The sequence below is a fragment of the Paenibacillus sp. Pae15 genome (assembly GCF_024519685.1).
In the GTDB taxonomy this organism is placed as follows: Bacteria; Bacillota; Bacilli; order Paenibacillales; family NBRC-103111; genus Paenibacillus_G; species Paenibacillus_G naphthalenovorans.
On record NZ_JALJRM010000030.1, the window covers coordinates 1 to 18380 of the forward strand.

An 18380-nucleotide genomic window follows, 5' to 3' on the forward strand; every position below is an offset into this window, starting at 1 on the left:
GTTGCCTACGTGTTACTCACCCGTCCGCCGCTCCAGGGGGGTTCCCGTAAGGGAGCACCCCTAGCGCTCGACTTGCATGTATTAGGCACGCCGCCAGCGTTCGTCCTGAGCCAGGATCAAACTCTCCATCAAAGAAAAGCTGATTAGCTCATTATCTACTACTGGCGAGAATCTTTCGATTCTCTATCTTTACACTCACTCGTTGTTCAGTTTTCAAAGGGCAATTTTATGCGCCGTTTTTCGACTCTGTTTTTTCAACCTCGTCGAAAGCGACTTGATTAATATATCATATTCGCCTAGCTGAATGCAAGCATTATTTTTTCGCTGCATCCATTTCGCGGTTGTCTCTATCATCTTCAACAACACGCGCCATAGAAGCTGCAAGAGATAATATAACAAATTGTTCAAACCGATGCAACTGGTAGATTTGCCCGCATAAAAATACCTCCGCAGTACACTGCGGAGGTAACCTCTGAGTTCCTTTTATTCGCCTTGACGCTCCCGCATCAGCGGGAACAGCAGTACGTCGCGGATGGATGGCGCATCGGTCAGCAGCATGACCAATCGGTCGATGCCGATACCTAACCCGCCTGTAGGCGGCATACCGTATTCCAGCGCACGAATAAAATCCTCGTCCATCTCGTGCGCTTCGTCATTACCTTGCTCCCGTTCCGCCAGCTGGGCTTCAAAGCGCTCGCGCTGATCGATCGGATCGTTGAGCTCGGTGAATGCGTTGGCGTGCTCACGGGCAACAATAAACAGCTCGAAACGGTCAGTAAACCGCGGATCCTGATCATTCTTTTTCGCCAGCGGAGAAATCGCCACAGGATGGCCCGTAACAAATGTAGGCTGGATTAAGGTCTGTTCTACGAATGTCTCGAAGAACTGATTTACGATATGGCCGTAGGTCATCATTGGCTCTACCGGCACCTTATGCTCCTTTGCGAGCCTATGGGCTTCCTCATCACTTATATCGGCGCTGAAATCAACGCCTACGACTTCTTTAATCGCCTCTACCATAGAGACTCGTCTCCAAGGAGGAGATAAATCAATTTCCTGGCCTTGGTACGTGATCTTGGTTGTGCCCAATACTTCCTGAGCGATATGCGCAATCATTTCCTCGGTCAGCTTCATGATGTCTTTATAATCCGCATAAGCCTCATACAGCTCGATCATCGTAAATTCCGGGTTGTGCCTTGTAGAAATCCCTTCGTTACGATATACGCGTCCGATTTCATACACCTTCTCCATGCCGCCTACAATCAGCCGCTTCAAATGAAGCTCAATCGCAATTCGCATGTAAAGCTGCATGTCCAGCGCATTATGGTGCGTAATGAAAGGGCGCGCGGCCGCACCGCCGGCAATGGCGTGCAATGTCGGCGTTTCCACTTCCAAATAGCCGCGTGAATCCAAATAACGGCGCATCGATTGAATGATTTTGGACCGTGTAATAAAGGTTTGCTGAACGTCCTGATTCATAATCAGATCGACGTAACGCTGGCGGTAACGGAGCTCGACATCCTTCAAACCGTGGTATTTTTCCGGGAGGGGCAGGAGCGACTTGGAGAGTATCTCCACCGATTTGGCTTTAACAGACAGTTCTCCGGTCTTGGTCTTAAATACCGTCCCCCGGATCCCGATCAAATCACCGATATCCAGCAGATTGTAGGCACGATATTTCGTTTCGCCTACCGCATCGGCACGGACATAAATTTGAATTTTACCCGTAATGTCCTGAAGATGCGCAAAGCCCGCTTTGCCCATTTCCCGCTTCTGCATGATCCGTCCGGCAATGCTCACTTCGGCGGACAGCGCTTCAAGCTCTTCTTGCGTCTTGTCCTCATAAGCTTTGAAGATGTCACCCGCATGATGAGTTCTTTCGAATTTTTGACCAAATGGGTCGATTCCCATGCCGCGCAGCTCGTCCAATTTATTACGGCGGATTTTCAGCAGCTCGTTCAATTCCAATTCCACAGTCATGTTTCCAGCTCCTTGATTCTTGAAATAAACGGAAATACTCATTCGATAGGAAAAAAAGCCTCCCAAGGAAGCTTTTCTATCCCAAATTACTTCTTAATGTCTACGATTTCATATTGGATGACGCCAGCAGGTACGTTTACGTCAACGATAGCCCCTTTGCGTTTGCCAAGAATGGCTTTGCCCACAGGGCTTTCATTGGATATTTTATTCTGGAAGGGATCGGATTCCGCCGTACCTACAATGGAATATTCCACAATGTCTCCGAATTCGAGGTCCTTCAGAATGACGATGGACCCGACGTTCACCGCATCGGTATCGACTTCATCATTGTTAATGATTCGCGCGTTGCGCAGCATTTTCTCCAAAGTAATGATCCGGCCTTCTACAAACGCCTGTTCATTCTTGGCATCCTCGTATTCGGAGTTCTCGCTGATATCCCCATAACCGATTGCTATTTTAATCCGTTCTGCCACCTCGCGGCGCTTAACGGATTTTAGATGCTCCAGTTCTTCTTCGAGCTTCTTCAAACCTTCCTGCGTGAGAATGACTTCCTTTTCGGCCATTGTTATTTATCTCCCGTCGTGTGAAAGATTTTCATATTTCGAGCTCCATCGAGTATGAATTCACTTATAATTACTAAATGAACGCAGCTGCTACTCACGTCCTTGGCCTGCCGCCATTTACTATTGACTGATTATATTTCAACCCCAATCAAATGTCAATGTAAACCAAGCATCCCGTTATCGTCCATTTTCACTTTTGTTTAGTGGGTAATTGCCGTCCGATCCTCAAGTGATTCAGCATAATCCTCCAAAAGCCGGACCATCTCATCCCGCTTCGTCTGCTCCATAATGGCATCTTTGATTCGTGCTCCGCCATGAAGTCCTTTTAGGTACCATGCCAAATGTTTACGCATTTCTTTGACCGCCACCGCTTCGCCCTTTAAAGCAATCAAACGATCCAAATGCAGGACGGCAATGCGGATTTTTTCCTGCGGGCTAGGTTCATCAGGAAGCTCCCCGCGGGTAAGATACTGGATGGTGCGGTACAGCATCCATGGGTTGCCCAAAGCCGCCCGTCCGATCATCACGCCGTCCACACCGGTATGATCCAGCATTCGCTTGGCATCCTCCGGGGTAAAAATATCTCCGTTGCCGATGACTGGAATCGATACGGCCTCTTTCACCTCTTTAATGATATCCCAGTTGGCGTGACCCGTATACATTTGCACCCGGGTTCTCCCGTGTACGGACACCGCAGCACCCCCGCCGTTCTCCACGGCCTTGGCATTCTGTACGGCATAGATATGATCGTCATCCCAACCAATCCGCATTTTTACCGTGAGCGGTTTACTTACCGCCTTCGATACGGTAGAAACCATTTGCTCGATTTTACCGGGATCCAGCAACCATCGCGCCCCCGCGTCACATTTTGTGATTTTGGGGACAGGACAGCCCATGTTGATATCTATAATATCGGCGTTTGTGTTCTGATCGACAAATTTTGCCGCCTCCAGCAGCGTTTCCGTATCTCCACCAAAAATTTGCAAACTGAGCGGTTTTTCGCGCTCATCGACGTACAGCATTTCCATGGTGCGGTGATTGCCGTGCAGAATCGCCTTATCGCTCACCATTTCGGCACATACAAGGCCGGTACCGAACTCTTTGGCGATCAAGCGAAAGGCCGGATTACACACCCCTGCCATAGGGGCCAATACCACGTTGTTCGGTGCAGTAACATTACCTATGGTTAGCATGAGTCTGTCTCCTTTCCAATTGGATTAAGAATAATATGTTTTTAGCCCGTCGGGGAAGACAACTCTTCCGGATCGATACCGAGCGCTTCGGATATTTTGCGAATCATTTTGGGATCGGCTTTGCGGGTTCCACGCTCGATCGAACCGAGTACGGCAATTGATACTTCGAGCTTCTGCGCCAATTCGTTCTGCGTATACCCCTTTAATTTACGAAAAGCGCGGATGCGCTGAGCTAATGCATTTTTTTCCACAATCTGACGCCTTCCTTTCCTTCCATCCGATCAAGCCGCCTGGTCCATTGTTCCGCCCGTACCGGGTCCCGAAGCGACATCACTTCAACGAGCGGCACAAGCACAAAGGCACGTTCCATCATGCGCGGATGCGGCAAAATTAAATCGGGACAGTCTTGAGAACGATCTCCGAACAGCAGCAAATCCAAATCGATCGTTCGGGGCCCCCATCGGATATCCCGCTTGCGGTGCAGCTGCAGCTCGATGTCCAACATGCGTTCAAACAACGGTTGGGGCTCCAGCGTCGTGCTAATCTCCACTACCTGATTTAAAAAAAGGGCCTGGTCCACATACCCGACCGGATCGGTCTCATATAATCCCGATTCACCGGTTACTTGTACTCCTGGGGTGTCCTGCAAGAGCCGCACGGCTTCCCGCAAAAACCTCTCTCTGTCTCCCATGTTGGAGCCCAAACCGATGTAGGCGTATACGGAAGACCCACATGTGCCTGTGTTGTGTGAATTCATTGAATAGGAGCCCGCTTTCTGTGAATTTCAACCGTTACACCGTCAAAAACAATGGCAAAAGGCGGGTGGGGCTTCACCACGCGAACGGTAATTTCATTTATACTAGTATAAGTTTGCAAAAGTTCAGATGCAATATCTTCGGCTAAAGCCTCAATCAGCTTGAATGTCTTCTGCTCGACAATTTGTTTGATGAATTCGTATATTTCAGCATAGTTCACCGTATCTTCAAGCTGATCGGAACGACCGGCCTTATCGAGCGGAAAGTAAAGCTCCGTATCTACATAGAAGCGTTGGCCCAGCTTGTTTTCTTCGGGAAAAACGCCGTGGTGCCCGAAAAAGGACATTCCTTTTAATATCAATCTGTCCTTCATTACCTCTTGCCTCCTCTTATCCGGAGAAGTTCTTTGTTTCTTAACGCTGGCGCAGGATCGCGTCGGTCATCAACGCTACCCGTTTCATGGCCTGTACATCGTGAACCCGCATGATGCGGCATCCCTGGGCAATGCCCAGCGCAACCGTTGCCGCCGTACCTTCGACCACATCCCCCGGAGGAAGATTCAGCGTATGGCGGATCATGCTTTTGCGGGATGTGCCGAGCAGTACCGGATAGCCCAAAGCTACGATCCGGTCCAAATAGTTCATCAGCTGCAAATTTTGTTCATATGATTTGGCAAAACCGATACCCGGATCAAGAATAATTTGATCCTCGCGGATTCCTGCGGCTTGTGCCCTCTCAACCGTTAGACGCAAGTCATCTATGACATCTTGGATAAAGTTAGCATATACCGCTTCGGTGCGATTATGCATTAGAATGATCGGACATCCGTATTCAACGGCAACTTCAGCCATCGCGGCATCCTTTTGCAAACCCCAAATATCGTTGATGATGTTAGCCCCCGCTTCCAAAGCCCGTCTGGCTGTTTCCGCCTTGTACGTATCGATGGAAATCGGTGCGGTAATGCCCGCTTGCCTGATCGCTTTAATCACCGGGATCACCCGGCGCAGCTCCTCTTCCAGAGGTACGGGATCAAACCCGGGCCGCGTGGACTCACCGCCGATATCGAGGATGTCTGCACCTTCCTGAAGCATGTGCTCTGCGCGGGCCACCGCTGCGGACGGATCGATGTAGCGCCCGCCGTCCGAGAATGAATCCGGGGTGACGTTCAATATTCCCATAATCCATGTGCGGTCATTCTGATCACGATCGTTTTTAAACACGGTCATTCCTCCTTGCCGCCGCTTTCCTGTAGACTTGAAGCAGCTGCTGTGTTATCGGCCCGGCTGTTCCCAGGCCCACACGATGAGCCGCGCCGGTTTCGTCGAACAATGTCGTGACAGGAACAAGCTCTTGTACGGAATTGGTCACGAACACCTCATCGGCTTCAAGCAGATCAGCCCAATCGTACAGGCCTTCCGATACGTCTATTCCTTCACGTTGGGCTGCAGCCATGACAAATCGCCTGGTAATCCCCGGCAGCAGTCCGGTTTCCACCGCAGGTGTATACAGCCCCCCATGCCGTACGAAAAATATATTGCTCACGATGCCCTCGCACAGGCGGCCTCGCGTGTCCAGAAATAATCCCTCCGCCCCGGCCGCCCAAGGATATCGTTTCATTTCTTTTTTGGCCAACACGTTATTCATATAATGCAGCGATTTTAGCCTGACCACACCTTCCGGCGTATTGCGCCGCAGCCGGAGCAGCTGCAGCGCTTTCCCCTCATGATAAACAGCCGGATCCATAGGAGGCAGAGGCTTTACATAAAGTACTTCTTCCGGCTTTTCGTAGGTCCCTGAGGGCAAGCCGAGCGCTCCCATCCCGGCCGTTACCGTCAAACGAAAATAAGCATCGGGAAGCTGATTCACTTCCAGAAGTCTGGAAATCCTTCGGCTCCACGCTTCCAAATCCGGTTCATAGTCTATATCAAGCTCCCTGCAGCCTGAAGCCAGACGCTCCAAGTGCCATTCCAGTAAAAAGGGATGGCCTCCGTATGTTCGAAACGTCTCGAACAAACCCAGGCCGTAAAGAAAGCCGTGGTCGTATACGGAGACCACAGCCTGGCTTTCTTCTATGCATTCGCCGTTTACATCGATAATCACGCCTGGCCCACTGCCGTTTCTTTCAAAAAGTTCCGAAGCATTTGGTGCCCGTGGTCTGTAATAATCGATTCCGGATGAAATTGCACCCCTTCAATCGGGTATTCTTTATGGCGGAGCCCCATAATCTCGCCTTCCGCCGTGTGTGCACTGATTTCCAGGCAGTCCGGCAGTGTTTCCTTCTTGACGATCAGCGAATGATAACGCGTCGCGGTAAAAGGAGAGGGAAGGCCCTTGAATACCCCTTTGCCGTCATGGTAGATGGCCGACGTTTTACCGTGCATCAGCCGCTGTGCACGAATCACATCTCCGCCGAACACTTGTCCGATCGATTGATGGCCGAGGCAGACGCCGAGTATCGGAATTTTCCCTTTGAAATGCTCGATCAGACTAAGACTGATCCCCGCTTCATTCGGTGTGCAGGGTCCCGGGGAAATGAGAATATGGTCCGGCTTCAGCGCCTCTATACCTGCAAGATCGATCTCGTCGTTGCGGCGCACCTCTACCTTTTCTCCCAGCTCGCCTAAGTATTGAACCAGATTGTACGTAAACGAATCATAATTATCGATAACTAATATCATGGTTTCGCCCTCCCTTGGTTTATTGGTTTCCGTTCGCTGTATTGAATCGCCTTCCACATGGCTTTCGCTTTATTGATGGATTCCGTGTACTCTTTTTCCGGGACGGAGTCGATCACAATCCCTGCTCCGGCCTGTACGTAGCCGATGCCTCCGGCAGCAACCAACGTTCGGATGACGATATTAAATTCCATATCCCCGTTGTAGTCAATCCAGCCGATCGAACCGGTATAGGGCCCTCTCCTCACAGGTTCAAGCTCTTCTATAATTTCCATCGTCCGGATTTTCGGTGCGCCTGTAATCGTGCCGCCCGGGAAGGTTGCGGCAATAACGTCAAAGGCGTCCCGCCCCTCCGCCAACCGTCCCTCTACTTGAGACACGATGTGCATGACATGAGAGTAATATTCGATGACCATAAAATCTTTAACCCGTACGGTACCGAAAGCGGATATTCGCCCAACGTCGTTGCGCTCCAAGTCGACCAGCATAATATGCTCCGCCCGTTCCTTCTCATTGTGGATCAGCTCATCCGCCAGCCGCCGGTCTTCTTCAGCGGTAGCTCCCCTTGGACGGGTTCCTGCGATGGGACGGGTACGAACTGTTCCCCTGTCCAGCTGTACAAGAAGCTCCGGAGAGCCGGAAACGAGATGAAAATCGCCGAAACGAAGCATGCCCATATAAGGAGAAGGATTCACAAGCCGGAGCCATTCGTAAATCTCCTCCGGCGCCGCTTCCAGCTTCTTATGTTGGCGCACCGACAAATTGACCTGAAAGACGTCTCCCGCACCGATATAATCGCGAATGCGGCGGACGGCACGGATATAATCTTCTTTGGGAAAATCCGCCGTAAGCCCGGGAATGGCCTCAACGTCTACCTGAAGATCGTCCTCTTCCATTGTACGCCTCCGCTCGTCAAGCCTCTCCAGCGCCTCCGGATTTGAATTTAAGGATATAATTCGGTCCCATACGCGTTTCATATGCTCCGCCGCTTGCTCCGCCTCAAGATAGCGGCGGAGAAGCCATTCGGCCTCTCCCCTGTGCTCAGCGGGACAGTAGGTGTTCACCGAGCAGTACAGCATCTGCTCCTCATGATCGATGATCCACAGCTCGTCTACCCGCATAAAGGCGTAATCGGGTATAGGCAAATCGGCTTTGGCACGCGCCGGCAGCCGTTCAATCGTGCGAACAACATCATATCCCCAGAAGCCGAGACAGCCGCCTACCCACTTGGGGGCGCCTTCGACGACAGGCGAGTGAAAGGGCGCCATCCATCGCTTCACGAGCTCCAGCGGAGCACCGTACCATCGCGATTCGCTGCCATCCTCCCCGATCACCGTCGCGGCTCCCTCCGTTCCACGGATGGAAGAAGCCGGCTTTAGGCCGAAAAAGCTGTAACGGCCCCCTTTGCCGCTCTCCAGCACAAAGGATTCCGGCCCCGCCTGTTCCCAGGCCTCCGCCCAAGACAAGGGCCGCGTTTCATCCAAAGGAAAGCTCCTGATATAAGGAAGCACGGAGTGGCTGCGTGCCCATTGCTGCCACTGCTCATATGAAGTCAAAATCATTGCCATCCGGCCCCCTTTCCATCGTCTCAATAAGATATTGGGATTAGTATACTTGAAAAGCCAAATAAAAAAAAGCCCGCTCAGCCAAGCCGAGCAGGCGTATGATGCCCTTTTAGTCTTCGAATTGATACAGCGGTGTAGACAGATAGCGCTCACCGTTACTTGGAATAACCGCTACGACACGCTTGCCCGCGCCAAGCTCCTTCGCCACTTTCAGTGCGGCGAAAATCGCTGCCCCGGAGGAGATACCACCCAGAATGCCTTCTTCTTTGGCCACACGGCGGGACGTTTCGAACGCTTCTTCGTTCTCAACCGTAATCACTCCGTCGTACACTTCCGTATTCAGGATATCAGGCACGAATCCGGCCCCGATACCTTGAATCTTGTGCGGACCCGGCTTGCCTCCGGACAATACAGGAGATGCCGCAGGCTCAACGGCATAAATCTTAATGTTCGGGAAGTTTTCCTTCAGAACGCTGCCGGCGCCTGTAATCGTTCCTCCCGTTCCGATCCCTGCGATAAAGGCATCCAGCTTACCGTCGTGGGATTTGATCGCTTCCACGATTTCCGGACCCGTTGTTTCGCGGTGGATTTTGACGTTCGCTTGATTCTTAAATTGCTGTGGCATAAAGTAGCCAGGGTTCTCGGCAACAATCTCTTCCGCGCGCTTAATCGCACCCTTCATGCCTTCTGCTCCAGGTGTCAGTACCAGTTGAGCGCCGTAAGCCCGGAGCAGGTTGCGTCTTTCAATAGACATGGTTTCAGGCATAACCAGAATCGCTTTGTACCCTTTGGCCGCAGCGACCATCGCCAAACCGATACCCGTGTTGCCGCTGGTCGGCTCCACAATGGTATCCCCCGGCTTAATGAGCCCCTCTTGCTCTGCTACATTGATCATGCTAATGGCAATCCGGTCCTTTACACTTGCACCCGGGTTTTGGAATTCGAGCTTAACGTAAATTTCCGCGCTTCCTTCCGGTACGACGCGGTTCAATTTCACAAGCGGCGTATCCCCGATTAATTCAGTTACATTTTGTACTAGTTTGGCCATTCCGTTCTCCTCCTCAAGTTCGCATCAAATATCCGAGTATTTTGCTAGGTATTATGTCTTTATCTTATCAACCCTTAAGGAGGTTGTCAATACACATTTTTTGAGGATTCGATCTTTTAAAATGACTCGCGAATCGTCACATTCCACTTCTTCCGTAGGTTCTCCAGCGTTTCCTTTAAAGGCGGAGCTTCGCGTAAAGCAAGCTCCTTGCGCACTTGTTCGCGCAGGACTTCCGGGCTGCCCTTTGACTGCTCCTTCCGATCCGCCACACGAACAATCACATACCGCCCATCGGCCTCCACCGGTTTGCTGACTTCTCCCGGTTTTAGCGAAATGGCCGCTTTCATTACAGCCGGATGGATGAACGGATCGTCATCATCGAGCCACCCTAAATCTCCTCCGCTATCCCGCGTGGCATCGTCAAGCGAACGCTCCCTGGCCACTTGGGCAAAGCTCTGGCCCTTGGCCAAGTCGTCCAGCGCTCTTTGCGCCTGTTCCCGATTCGCGGATACAATATGCTGCAGCTTAAGCTGTACACGCGGCTTAAACTCTTCTTGATGAGCAAGCATGTAAGCTTCTACTTCTTGATCCGTAATGACGATGCCTTGAATCGTAATTTTGTCGCCCAGCAATTTATTGTATACATCCTTCTTTAAAGCCTCGGGGGTAAATCCCAACTGCTCTTTCATCAATTCGTAAAACTGGCTTTCACTGTCATAGCCTTGCTGCATTCGTTCCAGTTCCTGCTGAATCTCGCTTTCGCTCACCACAATCCCCTGCGTCTCAGCTTCGGCACGTATAACTTCCTGATCTATCATTTGGTTCAGCTGCTGATTTCCATACTTTTGGATCAGCTGCTCCTCTACTTCTCCGATGGTGATGTTCTTGGTTCCGACTGTGGCGACAATGCGTGTCTCTCCGCCATTCTGAGATTGGTCCGGATGTTTGTCTGAATCGGGTGGTTGTAAGGTTTGGGCCATCAGTACGGAGGAGAGGATAACAACAGCGGTCAGCAAAACAACGATCAATCCCCATAACACCTTAACGTTTCGCATATCCTATCCCCTCGTATTGTCGCTCTCTATATAGTCGGACAGAGCGCCTCCGCCCGATCGTTCTCCTGGCTTACAAGGCCTGAATCAGGACTTTCAAATCATCTTCGCCGAAATGATACTTTTCATTGCAAAAATGGCACACCACTTCCGCCTGCCCATCCTCTTCCAGCATTTGCTCTATCTCATAGCGCCCCATACTGATCAGGGTCTGCTTTACACGTTCACGCGAGCATTTGCACTGGAATCGGACATCATCTCTGCGTTCAAGCACTTTGGCCCCGGGAAGCAAGGTTTCCAGAATGGATTCCAATGAATCTCCCCGGTCCAGCAGCTTAGTAATGGGGGGAAGAGTGCCAAGCTCTTTCTCGATTTGATCGATTTCCTCGTCTTTAAGCCCTGGAAGCAGTTGGATGATGAAGCCGCCTGCCGTTTTTACGGTATAGTCGACATCCACAAGCACCCCTAAAGCGACAGCCGACGGGGTCTGTTCCGATTTAACAAAATAATAGGTGAAATCTTCAGCCAATTCCCCGGAAACAATCGGTACGCTTCCGCGGTAAGGCTCTTTCAAGCCAAGATCTTTGGTTATATACAAAAAACCATCGGTACCGACGGCCCCGGCCACATCAAGCTTGCCGATGGAATTCAGCGGCAAATCAACACCCGGATTGTCTACATACCCGCGCACTTCACCTTTGGCATTCGCATCCGCGACGATCTGGCCGATGGGGCCGCCGCCTTTCACTTGCACCGTCAGCTTTTCTTCACCCTTCAGCATCACACCCATCATGAGAGCTGCCGTTGCCGTGCGCCCCAATGCCGCTGTAGCGGTAGGCGTTGTAAGATGCCTCCGCCGGAGCTCTTCTACAATCCCGGTCGTTTTCACGGCAAACGCCCGTACTTTTCCTTCATACGCCGTTGCCCTGATCAAATAATCCTGCATAATGCCGCTCCTTCTCTATCTACCAAATATGGCTTTGTTACACATAAAAATTTACCCGACATTCCGTTCATAAATGATTTGCAGCCCCTGCAGTGTAAGCAAAGGGTCCACCAGCTCAATGGTACGGGATTCGCTTGAAATTAACTCCGCCAAGCCGCCGGTCGCAATAACCTTCGGCTCTGAACCGAATTCCTGCCTGATCCGGTCCACGATGCCATCCACCTGACCTGCAAAGCCGTAAATAATGCCCGCCTGCATGGAAGCAACGGTGTTTCTTCCTACCACGCTTTTGGGTTTGGTCAGCTCAATCCGGGGCAACTTGGCCGCTCGCTGATACAGGGCTTCGGTCGAAATTCCAATCCCTGGCGCAACGGCGCCTCCGACATATTGTCCGCCTTCATCAATATAATCAAACGTGGTGGCCGTTCCAAAATCGACCACAATACAGGGGGAACCATACAGCTCGATGGCTGCCACGGCATTCACAATCCGGTCCGCTCCCACCTCTTTTGGATTCTCATAGCGGATATTCAGACCGGTCTTGATCCCCGGCCCTACGACCAGAGGCGTTTTCTTTAAATATTTTAAACATAATTGCTCCAGCACAAACATAAGCGGCGGTACGACCGAAGAAATGATAATCCCTTCTACCTGCTCCAGGCGAATATCCGCATGGCGGAACAGATTCACCATCATCATTCCGTATTCGTCCGTGGTGGCCGACCGATTCGTGCTGAGCCGCCAGTGATGCAGCAGCTGCCTGCCCTCGTAAATACCGACTACGATATTCGTGTTGCCCACGTCCACCACCAGAATCATGCACGATCCTCCTTCTTCCCCTTCTGTTCATTCAAATCCAGGCTGATATCCAGTGACTGGACAGAGTAAGTCAGCCTGCCCACGGAAATCACATCGACGCCGGTCTCAGCGATCTCACGCACATTGTCCAACGATACATTTCCTGACGCTTCTACAATGATATGCGGAGCCCGTTGTTTAATGAACAGCACCGCTTCCCTCATTTGTTCCGGCCCCATATTATCCAACATGATGATATCCGGCTCCGCGCCTAACGCTTCGTTCAGCTGCACGAAATTCTCCACTTCGACTTCAATCTTCATCGTGTGGGGAATGCGGGCCCGGGCGGATTGAATCGCCTTCGCGATGCCTCCGGCACCCTTGATATGATTGTCCTTGATCATCACCGCGTCGTATAAACCGAACCGGTGGTTATGCCCTCCGCCGACGCGAACCGCATATTTCTCCAGCATGCGGTGGCCCGGAGTCGTTTTGCGCGTATCGACCAGCCGCGAGGGACGCCCTTCCAGCCGTTCGACAAACTGGTTTGTTCGGGTGGCAATACCCGACATGCGCTGCAACAAATTGAGCGCTAGCCGTTCCCCCAGCAGAATGCTGCGGGTACTTCCGCTAACCTCCGCAATGACGGTTCCTTTGGAGACGGCGTCCCCATCGCTCGCTTTAGCCTCAAACCGAAGCTGAGGATCAACCAGAGCAAAAACCGCCTTCGCGACGGGAAGGCCTGCCACAATACCGTTATCCTTCACATGAATGATCCCTTTGGACATTGAATCGGAAGGGATGGTGGTCATCGTCGTGACATCGCCCATGCCGATGTCTTCTTCCAGCCATCGCTTAAGACTTTCATTCAGAACGGTTTGATTCAACTCAAACATCATCGCTTCTCCCTTCCTTGATTCCGTTCACGCGGTTGAACACGGTATGCTTGCGCCATACCAGGTCGTCCCTTTCAGGGAAATCTTCTCTGTAGTGTCCCCCGCGGCTTTCCTCCCTAATCAATGCAGCCTGGGTTGTGAGCAGCCCGCATATGAGGAGATTGGCAAACTCGTACTCCTCCCGCTTGGACAGGCAGCTGTCCAAAAAGGACAGGTGACGCTTAAGCTCTTCGTAACCCTTAGCCAATCCTTTCGCATGCCGCTTTAGACCTGCATAGCGAAGCATCAGCTTCTGAAGCTTCAGCTTCTTCTCCACCACCGGCTGAATCGCGTTATCTTTTAAGGGCCGCTGCTCCCGGACGGGCGGTACCGTTTCTAAAGGAGACAGCTGATCAATCCGTTCTACGATCCGCCGCCCGAAAACAATCGCCTCGGACAAGGAGTTGCTGGCAAGCCGATTGCCACCGTGAACACCGGTTGAGGATACCTCCCCGCATGCGAACAACCGCTTCACGGTGGTTTCTCCGTATAAGTCCGTCGCTACTCCGCCCATCATGTAATGGGCCGCCGGCGCAACCGGAATCCAGTCCGATGACAAGTCCAACCCGTAATTCAGACAGAAATCATAGATGGTCGGAAAACGGTTCTTCACGGTTTCATGTGATTCGTGGGTAAAGTCGATGTAAACGAATGTGGACTTCGTCTCCTCCATCTCACTGACAATGGCACGTGCGACAATGTCCCGCGGAGCCAGCTCCAATTGGGGATGGTACCGCTCCATAAAACGCTCTCCTTTGATGTTGCGAAGTACCGCGCCTTCTCCCCTTACGGCCTCCGAGATCAAAAACCTCGGCGCCCCCGGGTAGCATAATGCCGTCGGATGGAATTGTATAAATTCTACGTCGCGTATGTCCGCTCCTGCACGATAAGCGATGGCAATGCCATCGCCTGTGGCAATCTCGGGGTTCGTCGTGTAACGAAACAGCTGTCCGGCCCCGCCGGTGCAAAGAATCGTCGCATTGGCGCCTACGAACACCTTTTGTCCGTCCGGCCTTTGCACCAACGCACCGTAACACGTTCCGTCATCGGTGATCAAATCGATAACAAAATGATCATCCCAGATCTCAATGTTCTTCTCCTGCTTCGTTTTCTCCGAAAGGGCTCGTACGATCTCAGCGCCGGTTGCGTCGCCCTGAGCGTGCAGAATACGCCGTTGGCTGTGCGCCCCTTCCTTAGTTAAGGCAAAACGGCCGTCCTCCATATCGAACTCGGTACCCATACGGATCAAATCCGTAACGCCTGCAGGACCTTCATGAACCAGCACGTCCACCGCGGCCGAAGAACACAGCCCCGCTCCGGCAATGAGCGTATCCTGCCGGTGATAGGCAGGAGAATCCTCATCCGATATAACCGCCGCGATTCCCCCTTGAGCATACCGGGTATTGCTGTCCAGCAGCGATTTTTTCGTCACCATCAATACCTTATGCTTTTCCGATGCTTTCAGAGCGGTAAAAAGACCGGCGATTCCTGCGCCGATCACGATGACATCCGTATAAACATGAGGAAGCTTCTCCAAATCAAAATTAACCAAGTACCGCGGTATCATTGATTCCCAACCCCACCCGTCCAAGAAGAGAAGTAGCGCATGCTACTTGACCTGCAACATGCGCTCCAAGGATGCTCTGGCCTGATCGGCCACGTGTTGTGGCACATAAATTTGGGGGCTGTTCGTCTCCAAACATTTGACCACCTTTTTCAAATTGTTGACTTTCATATTAGGACAAACCAAATACTTCGTGGCAAAATGGAATTTCTTGTTCGGACTGTCCATTCGCAGCTGGTAACCGGTTCCATCCTCTGTGCCGACGATAAATTCCTGGCAGTCGGATTCTTTGCAGTATTTAATGATCGCCGTTGTGCTGCCGACAAAATCGCCAAGCTTTACGACCTCCGGACGGCATTCCGGATGAACCACAAATTGAGCATTCGGATACTGCGCTTTCATTTCCTCTACATCTTTGACGGTCAACATGTCATGTGTGTTGCAATATCCTTCCCAAATAATCATTTTTTTGTCCGTAAATTTGGAAACGTAATCCCCCAGATTTTTATCCGGAACCCAGATGATTTCATCGGAATCGACCGAATTGATCACCTTGATCGCATTCGCCGACGTACAGCAAATATCCGTCTCCGCTTTAACCTCGGCCGATGTGTTGATATACGCAACGACCTTGGCATTCGGATGCTTTTTCTTCAACTCCCGAAGGCCATCCACATTGACCATGTCCGCCATCGGACAGCCGGCCCTTTCATCGGGAATGAGCACTGTTTTGTTCGGAGCCAGAATCTTTGCGCTCTCTCCCATAAAATGCACGCCGCAAAATACAATAACGTCGGCATCGGTAGATGCGGCCTTCTGCGCCAATAAGAAAGAATCGCCCCGAAAATCAGCCACTTCCTGGATTTCATCCCGTTGATAATAATGAGCAAGAATAATGGCATTACGCTCTTTTTTCAACTGGGCGATTCGTTCCTTCAGCTCTTGCTGCTGCTCCTTTTTTCGCTCCAATGCTAATGCTTCCATGAGGTACCATCCTTTTCTCAGCCCCTGCAGCCGGTATGAAAAATTCATTCATTGACTAGAGCAGTCTGGTGAAAATGTTCACAAAGCTTATAAAGATTTACACCTAATTTACACAACTGATAAAGCTATGTCAATGTTTAAATCACCTGAAAAACCCGGAAAAAATCCACAATTCCGGAACCCCTGTTCATCCGTACCCGGTCATAAGTCCAGTTTCGCAAAAAGCCGTCATGGACCCCTGTGAAATACAAAAACCGGTGCTGTTTCCAGCACCGGTTTAGCGTATGGTTATTTATCTTTATCTGGGTCTTTGGAATATATTTTATCCAAATCCGATTGACTTTCTTTGCTTTCCTGCGAGGGCTGACTTTGGATGTTCACTTTCACTTCCTCGGATTTGGCTTCAGAGGAACCGTCTTTCTCCAAAGGCGGCAGCGAACCTTTTTCGATCAGCTCTTTAATTTGATCCTTCTCAAGGGTTTCCCTCTCGATCAAGGTTTCCGCTACAAGACGAACCTGGTCTTTATATTGGGTAAGAATTTCTTTGGCCCGTTCATAGCAAGCGCGGATCATCGCTTGCATCTCCTGGTCAATTTCATAAGCAATCGCATCGCTATAGTTTTGCTCGTGCCCAAAATCGCGGCCCAGGAAGACCTGACCCTGCGATGTGCCGAACTGCATCGGACCAAGCTTGTCGCTCATTCCGAATTCCGTAATCATGCGGCGAATAATGCCGGTAGCTCGTTGGAAGTCGCTATAAGCGCCGGTTCCGATTTCTCCGATGAACAGCTCCTCGGATACCCGGCCTGCCAGAAGTCCGGTGACTTTATCGAGCAGCTCGGACTTCGTCTGCATCATTTTGTCTTCGCCTTCCTTCGGCAGCATCATCACGTAACCGCCTGCGCGGCCGCGCGGAATGATCGTGACCTTATGCACCACATCGGCATTCTCCACATGAAGACCTACAATGGTGTGGCCCGCCTCGTGGTAAGCGACCATTCTCTTCTCCCGCTCGCTGATCAGCCGGCTTTTCTTCTGCGTCCCGACGATGACACGGTCGAAAGCCTCCTCGATCTCAGACATCGAGATATCCTTCCGGTTGCGGCGGGCTGCGATCAGCGCTGCCTCATTAAGCAGATTCTCAAGATCCGCACCGGTAAATCCGGTCGTATAGCGGGACAGTTGATCCAGCTTCACGTCCTTATTCAGCGGTTTGTTGCGGGCGTGTACCTTCAGGACGGCTTCACGGCCTTTCAAATCCGGACGATCTACTGTAATCTGGCGGTCGAAACGACCCGGACGGAGAAGGGCCGGATCGAGAATATCCGGACGGTTTGTCGCAGCGATAATAATAATCCCTTCGTTTGCGCCAAAACCGTCCATCTCAACCAACAGCTGATTGAGCGTCTGCTCGCGTTCGTCATGCCCACCGCCCAAACCGGCTCCGCGCTGGCGACCCACGGCATCGATCTCATCTATAAAAATAATACAAGGGGCGTTCTTTTTTGCATTCTCGAACAAATCGCGCACGCGGGATGCACCGACACCGACGAACATTTCGACGAAATCGGAACCGCTGATGCTAAAGAACGGCACACCGGCTTCACCGGCCACAGCTCTGGCAAGCAGCGTCTTCCCTGTACCCGGAGGCCCGTTCAACAGAACCCCTTTCGGAATGCGGGCACCCACTGCCGCAAATTTGCGGGGATCCTTCAGAAATTCCACCACTTCTACCAATTCTTGCTTCTCTTCATCGGCTCCGGCGACGTCCTCGAAAGTGACGCGTTTTTTCTCTTCATTATAAAGCCTTGCTTTGCTCTTGCCGAAGTTCATCACCTTACCGCCGCCACCTTGGGCTTGATTCAGCAAGAAGAAGAACAGAATGAAGATGATCACGAACGGGATGATGGAGGTGAGGAAACTGATCCAAACATTGTCCCCTTCCATTCTCTCGATGTAAACGTTCCCCGGGGGAATGTCGCTGGATTCAATCAAACGGAAGATTTGTGGGTCATACGGCGCACGGGATTCGAAATTTTTATTATTCGACGATGGCGCATTTTTATATGTCCCCCGAACTAAATACGTTTGAGCATCGTACTTGACGATGATCGATTCGACATTCTTTTCCGTTAAGGTCTGTCGGAGTTGATCGTAGCTGATGATGTCTTGTTGCTCATTCTGAGTGCTGATAAAATGAACGATTCCGACGGTAACCAAAAAAATGAGCAGATAAAAGCCTGTATTGCGAATAATGCGATTCATTCCCTACCTCCTCTCAGGCAAACGGCAACTTTGTATATTGTACCACAGCAAGTCTTG

18 protein-coding genes and 1 rRNA gene are annotated in these 18380 nt (G+C 51.3%); all 19 read right to left on the minus strand.

The window, feature by feature from the left end:
- Positions 1-132 (minus strand): 16S ribosomal RNA (locus NR121_RS20390); the annotation flags it as partial.
- Between the two features lie 351 nt (positions 133-483).
- Positions 484-1980, minus strand: a complete 1497-nt coding sequence (lysS, locus tag NR121_RS20395) for a lysine--tRNA ligase (RefSeq protein ID WP_062411112.1) — start codon at positions 1978-1980, stop codon at positions 484-486.
- Between the two features lie 86 nt (positions 1981-2066).
- Positions 2067-2543 carry a transcription elongation factor GreA gene (gene greA, locus NR121_RS20400; protein ID WP_054819645.1) on the minus strand — a complete coding sequence of 159 codons (477 nt, stop codon included), beginning with the start codon at positions 2541-2543 and terminating at the stop codon, positions 2067-2069.
- 200 nt (positions 2544-2743) lie between these two features.
- The gene (gene dusB / locus NR121_RS20405; protein ID WP_054819646.1) at positions 2744-3736 is read right to left on the minus strand and encodes a tRNA dihydrouridine synthase DusB; all 993 of its coding nucleotides are present in this window, start codon (positions 3734-3736) and stop codon (positions 2744-2746) included.
- Positions 3737-3777: 41 nt separating this feature from the next.
- Positions 3778-3987 carry a helix-turn-helix domain-containing protein gene (locus NR121_RS20410; protein ID WP_062410356.1) on the minus strand — a complete coding sequence of 70 codons (210 nt, stop codon included), beginning with the start codon at positions 3985-3987 and terminating at the stop codon, positions 3778-3780.
- Positions 3969-4493, minus strand: coding sequence for a 2-amino-4-hydroxy-6-hydroxymethyldihydropteridine diphosphokinase (gene folK, locus NR121_RS20415; RefSeq protein WP_062410355.1), 525 nt, complete (start codon positions 4491-4493; stop codon positions 3969-3971). The genes NR121_RS20410 and folK overlap by 19 nt, the downstream gene beginning before the upstream one ends.
- A complete protein-coding gene (gene folB / locus NR121_RS20420; protein ID WP_054819648.1) occupies positions 4490-4864 on the minus strand; it encodes a dihydroneopterin aldolase in 375 nt (124 codons plus the stop codon). Before folB ends, folK begins: the two co-directional genes overlap by 4 nt.
- Before the next feature lie 40 nt (positions 4865-4904).
- Positions 4905-5669, minus strand: a complete 765-nt coding sequence (gene folP, locus NR121_RS20425) for a dihydropteroate synthase (RefSeq protein WP_249929678.1) — start codon at positions 5667-5669, stop codon at positions 4905-4907.
- A gap of 34 nt (positions 5670-5703) precedes the next feature.
- Entirely contained in the window at positions 5704-6591 is an 888-nt protein-coding gene (gene pabC, locus NR121_RS20430) for an aminodeoxychorismate lyase (RefSeq protein ID WP_054819650.1), read from the minus strand.
- Positions 6588-7169, minus strand: a complete 582-nt coding sequence (gene pabA, locus NR121_RS20435; protein WP_054819651.1) for an aminodeoxychorismate/anthranilate synthase component II — start codon at positions 7167-7169, stop codon at positions 6588-6590. The genes pabC and pabA overlap by 4 nt, the downstream gene beginning before the upstream one ends.
- Positions 7166-8728 carry an anthranilate synthase component I family protein gene (locus tag NR121_RS20440; RefSeq protein WP_174351234.1) on the minus strand — a complete coding sequence of 521 codons (1563 nt, stop codon included), beginning with the start codon at positions 8726-8728 and terminating at the stop codon, positions 7166-7168. The genes pabA and NR121_RS20440 overlap by 4 nt, the downstream gene beginning before the upstream one ends.
- A 112-nt stretch (positions 8729-8840) precedes the next feature.
- On the minus strand, positions 8841-9779 hold the full coding sequence (gene cysK / locus NR121_RS20445) for a cysteine synthase A (protein WP_062410350.1): 939 nt from the start codon (positions 9777-9779) through the stop codon (positions 8841-8843).
- Positions 9780-9895: 116 nt separating this feature from the next.
- Entirely contained in the window at positions 9896-10834 is a 939-nt protein-coding gene (locus NR121_RS20450) for a peptidyl-prolyl cis-trans isomerase (RefSeq protein ID WP_054819652.1), read from the minus strand.
- 70 nt (positions 10835-10904) lie between these two features.
- Entirely contained in the window at positions 10905-11777 is an 873-nt protein-coding gene (hslO, locus tag NR121_RS20455) for an Hsp33 family molecular chaperone HslO (RefSeq protein ID WP_137671173.1), read from the minus strand.
- A 51-nt stretch (positions 11778-11828) separates the two neighbouring features.
- Positions 11829-12596: a type III pantothenate kinase gene (locus NR121_RS20460; RefSeq protein ID WP_054819653.1), complete on the minus strand. Its 768-nt coding sequence runs from the start codon at positions 12594-12596 to the stop codon at positions 11829-11831.
- On the minus strand, positions 12593-13471 hold the full coding sequence (gene nadC / locus NR121_RS20465) for a carboxylating nicotinate-nucleotide diphosphorylase (RefSeq protein WP_054819662.1): 879 nt from the start codon (positions 13469-13471) through the stop codon (positions 12593-12595). The genes NR121_RS20460 and nadC overlap by 4 nt, the downstream gene beginning before the upstream one ends.
- On the minus strand, positions 13464-15077 hold the full coding sequence (nadB, locus tag NR121_RS20470) for an L-aspartate oxidase (RefSeq protein WP_256831842.1): 1614 nt from the start codon (positions 15075-15077) through the stop codon (positions 13464-13466). The genes nadC and nadB overlap by 8 nt, the downstream gene beginning before the upstream one ends.
- A 42-nt stretch (positions 15078-15119) precedes the next feature.
- On the minus strand, positions 15120-16058 hold the full coding sequence (nadA, locus tag NR121_RS20475; RefSeq protein ID WP_256831844.1) for a quinolinate synthase NadA: 939 nt from the start codon (positions 16056-16058) through the stop codon (positions 15120-15122).
- A 288-nt stretch (positions 16059-16346) separates the two neighbouring features.
- Positions 16347-18323 (minus strand): ATP-dependent zinc metalloprotease FtsH, encoded by a 1977-nt coding sequence (gene ftsH, locus NR121_RS20480; protein WP_256831845.1) that lies wholly within the window; start codon positions 18321-18323, stop codon positions 16347-16349.
- Positions 18324-18380: the final 57 nt, after the last annotated feature.

Coding starts and splice junctions, on each gene's coding strand:
- nadC (WP_054819662.1), bottom strand. CDS start 13,471: ATGTTTGAGTTGAATCAAACCGTTCTGAATGAAAGTCTTAAGCGATGG.
- NR121_RS20450 (WP_054819652.1), bottom strand. CDS start 10,834: ATGCGAAACGTTAAGGTGTTATGGGGATTGATCGTTGTTTTGCTGACC.
- lysS (WP_062411112.1), bottom strand. CDS start 1,980: ATGACTGTGGAATTGGAATTGAACGAGCTGCTGAAAATCCGCCGTAAT.
- nadA (WP_256831844.1), bottom strand. CDS start 16,058: ATGGAAGCATTAGCATTGGAGCGAAAAAAGGAGCAGCAGCAAGAGCTG.
- folP (WP_249929678.1), bottom strand. CDS start 5,669: ATGGGAATATTGAACGTCACCCCGGATTCATTCTCGGACGGCGGGCGC.
- ftsH (WP_256831845.1), bottom strand. CDS start 18,323: ATGAATCGCATTATTCGCAATACAGGCTTTTATCTGCTCATTTTTTTG.
- folK (WP_062410355.1), bottom strand. CDS start 4,493: ATGAATTCACACAACACAGGCACATGTGGGTCTTCCGTATACGCCTAC.
- NR121_RS20460 (WP_054819653.1), bottom strand. CDS start 12,596: ATGATTCTGGTGGTGGACGTGGGCAACACGAATATCGTAGTCGGTATT.
- NR121_RS20440 (WP_174351234.1), bottom strand. CDS start 8,728: ATGATTTTGACTTCATATGAGCAGTGGCAGCAATGGGCACGCAGCCAC.
- dusB (WP_054819646.1), bottom strand. CDS start 3,736: ATGCTAACCATAGGTAATGTTACTGCACCGAACAACGTGGTATTGGCC.
- greA (WP_054819645.1), bottom strand. CDS start 2,543: ATGGCCGAAAAGGAAGTCATTCTCACGCAGGAAGGTTTGAAGAAGCTC.
- cysK (WP_062410350.1), bottom strand. CDS start 9,779: ATGGCCAAACTAGTACAAAATGTAACTGAATTAATCGGGGATACGCCG.
- hslO (WP_137671173.1), bottom strand. CDS start 11,777: ATGCAGGATTATTTGATCAGGGCAACGGCGTATGAAGGAAAAGTACGG.
- pabA (WP_054819651.1), bottom strand. CDS start 7,169: ATGATATTAGTTATCGATAATTATGATTCGTTTACGTACAATCTGGTT.
- nadB (WP_256831842.1), bottom strand. CDS start 15,077: ATGATACCGCGGTACTTGGTTAATTTTGATTTGGAGAAGCTTCCTCAT.
- folB (WP_054819648.1), bottom strand. CDS start 4,864: ATGAAGGACAGATTGATATTAAAAGGAATGTCCTTTTTCGGGCACCAC.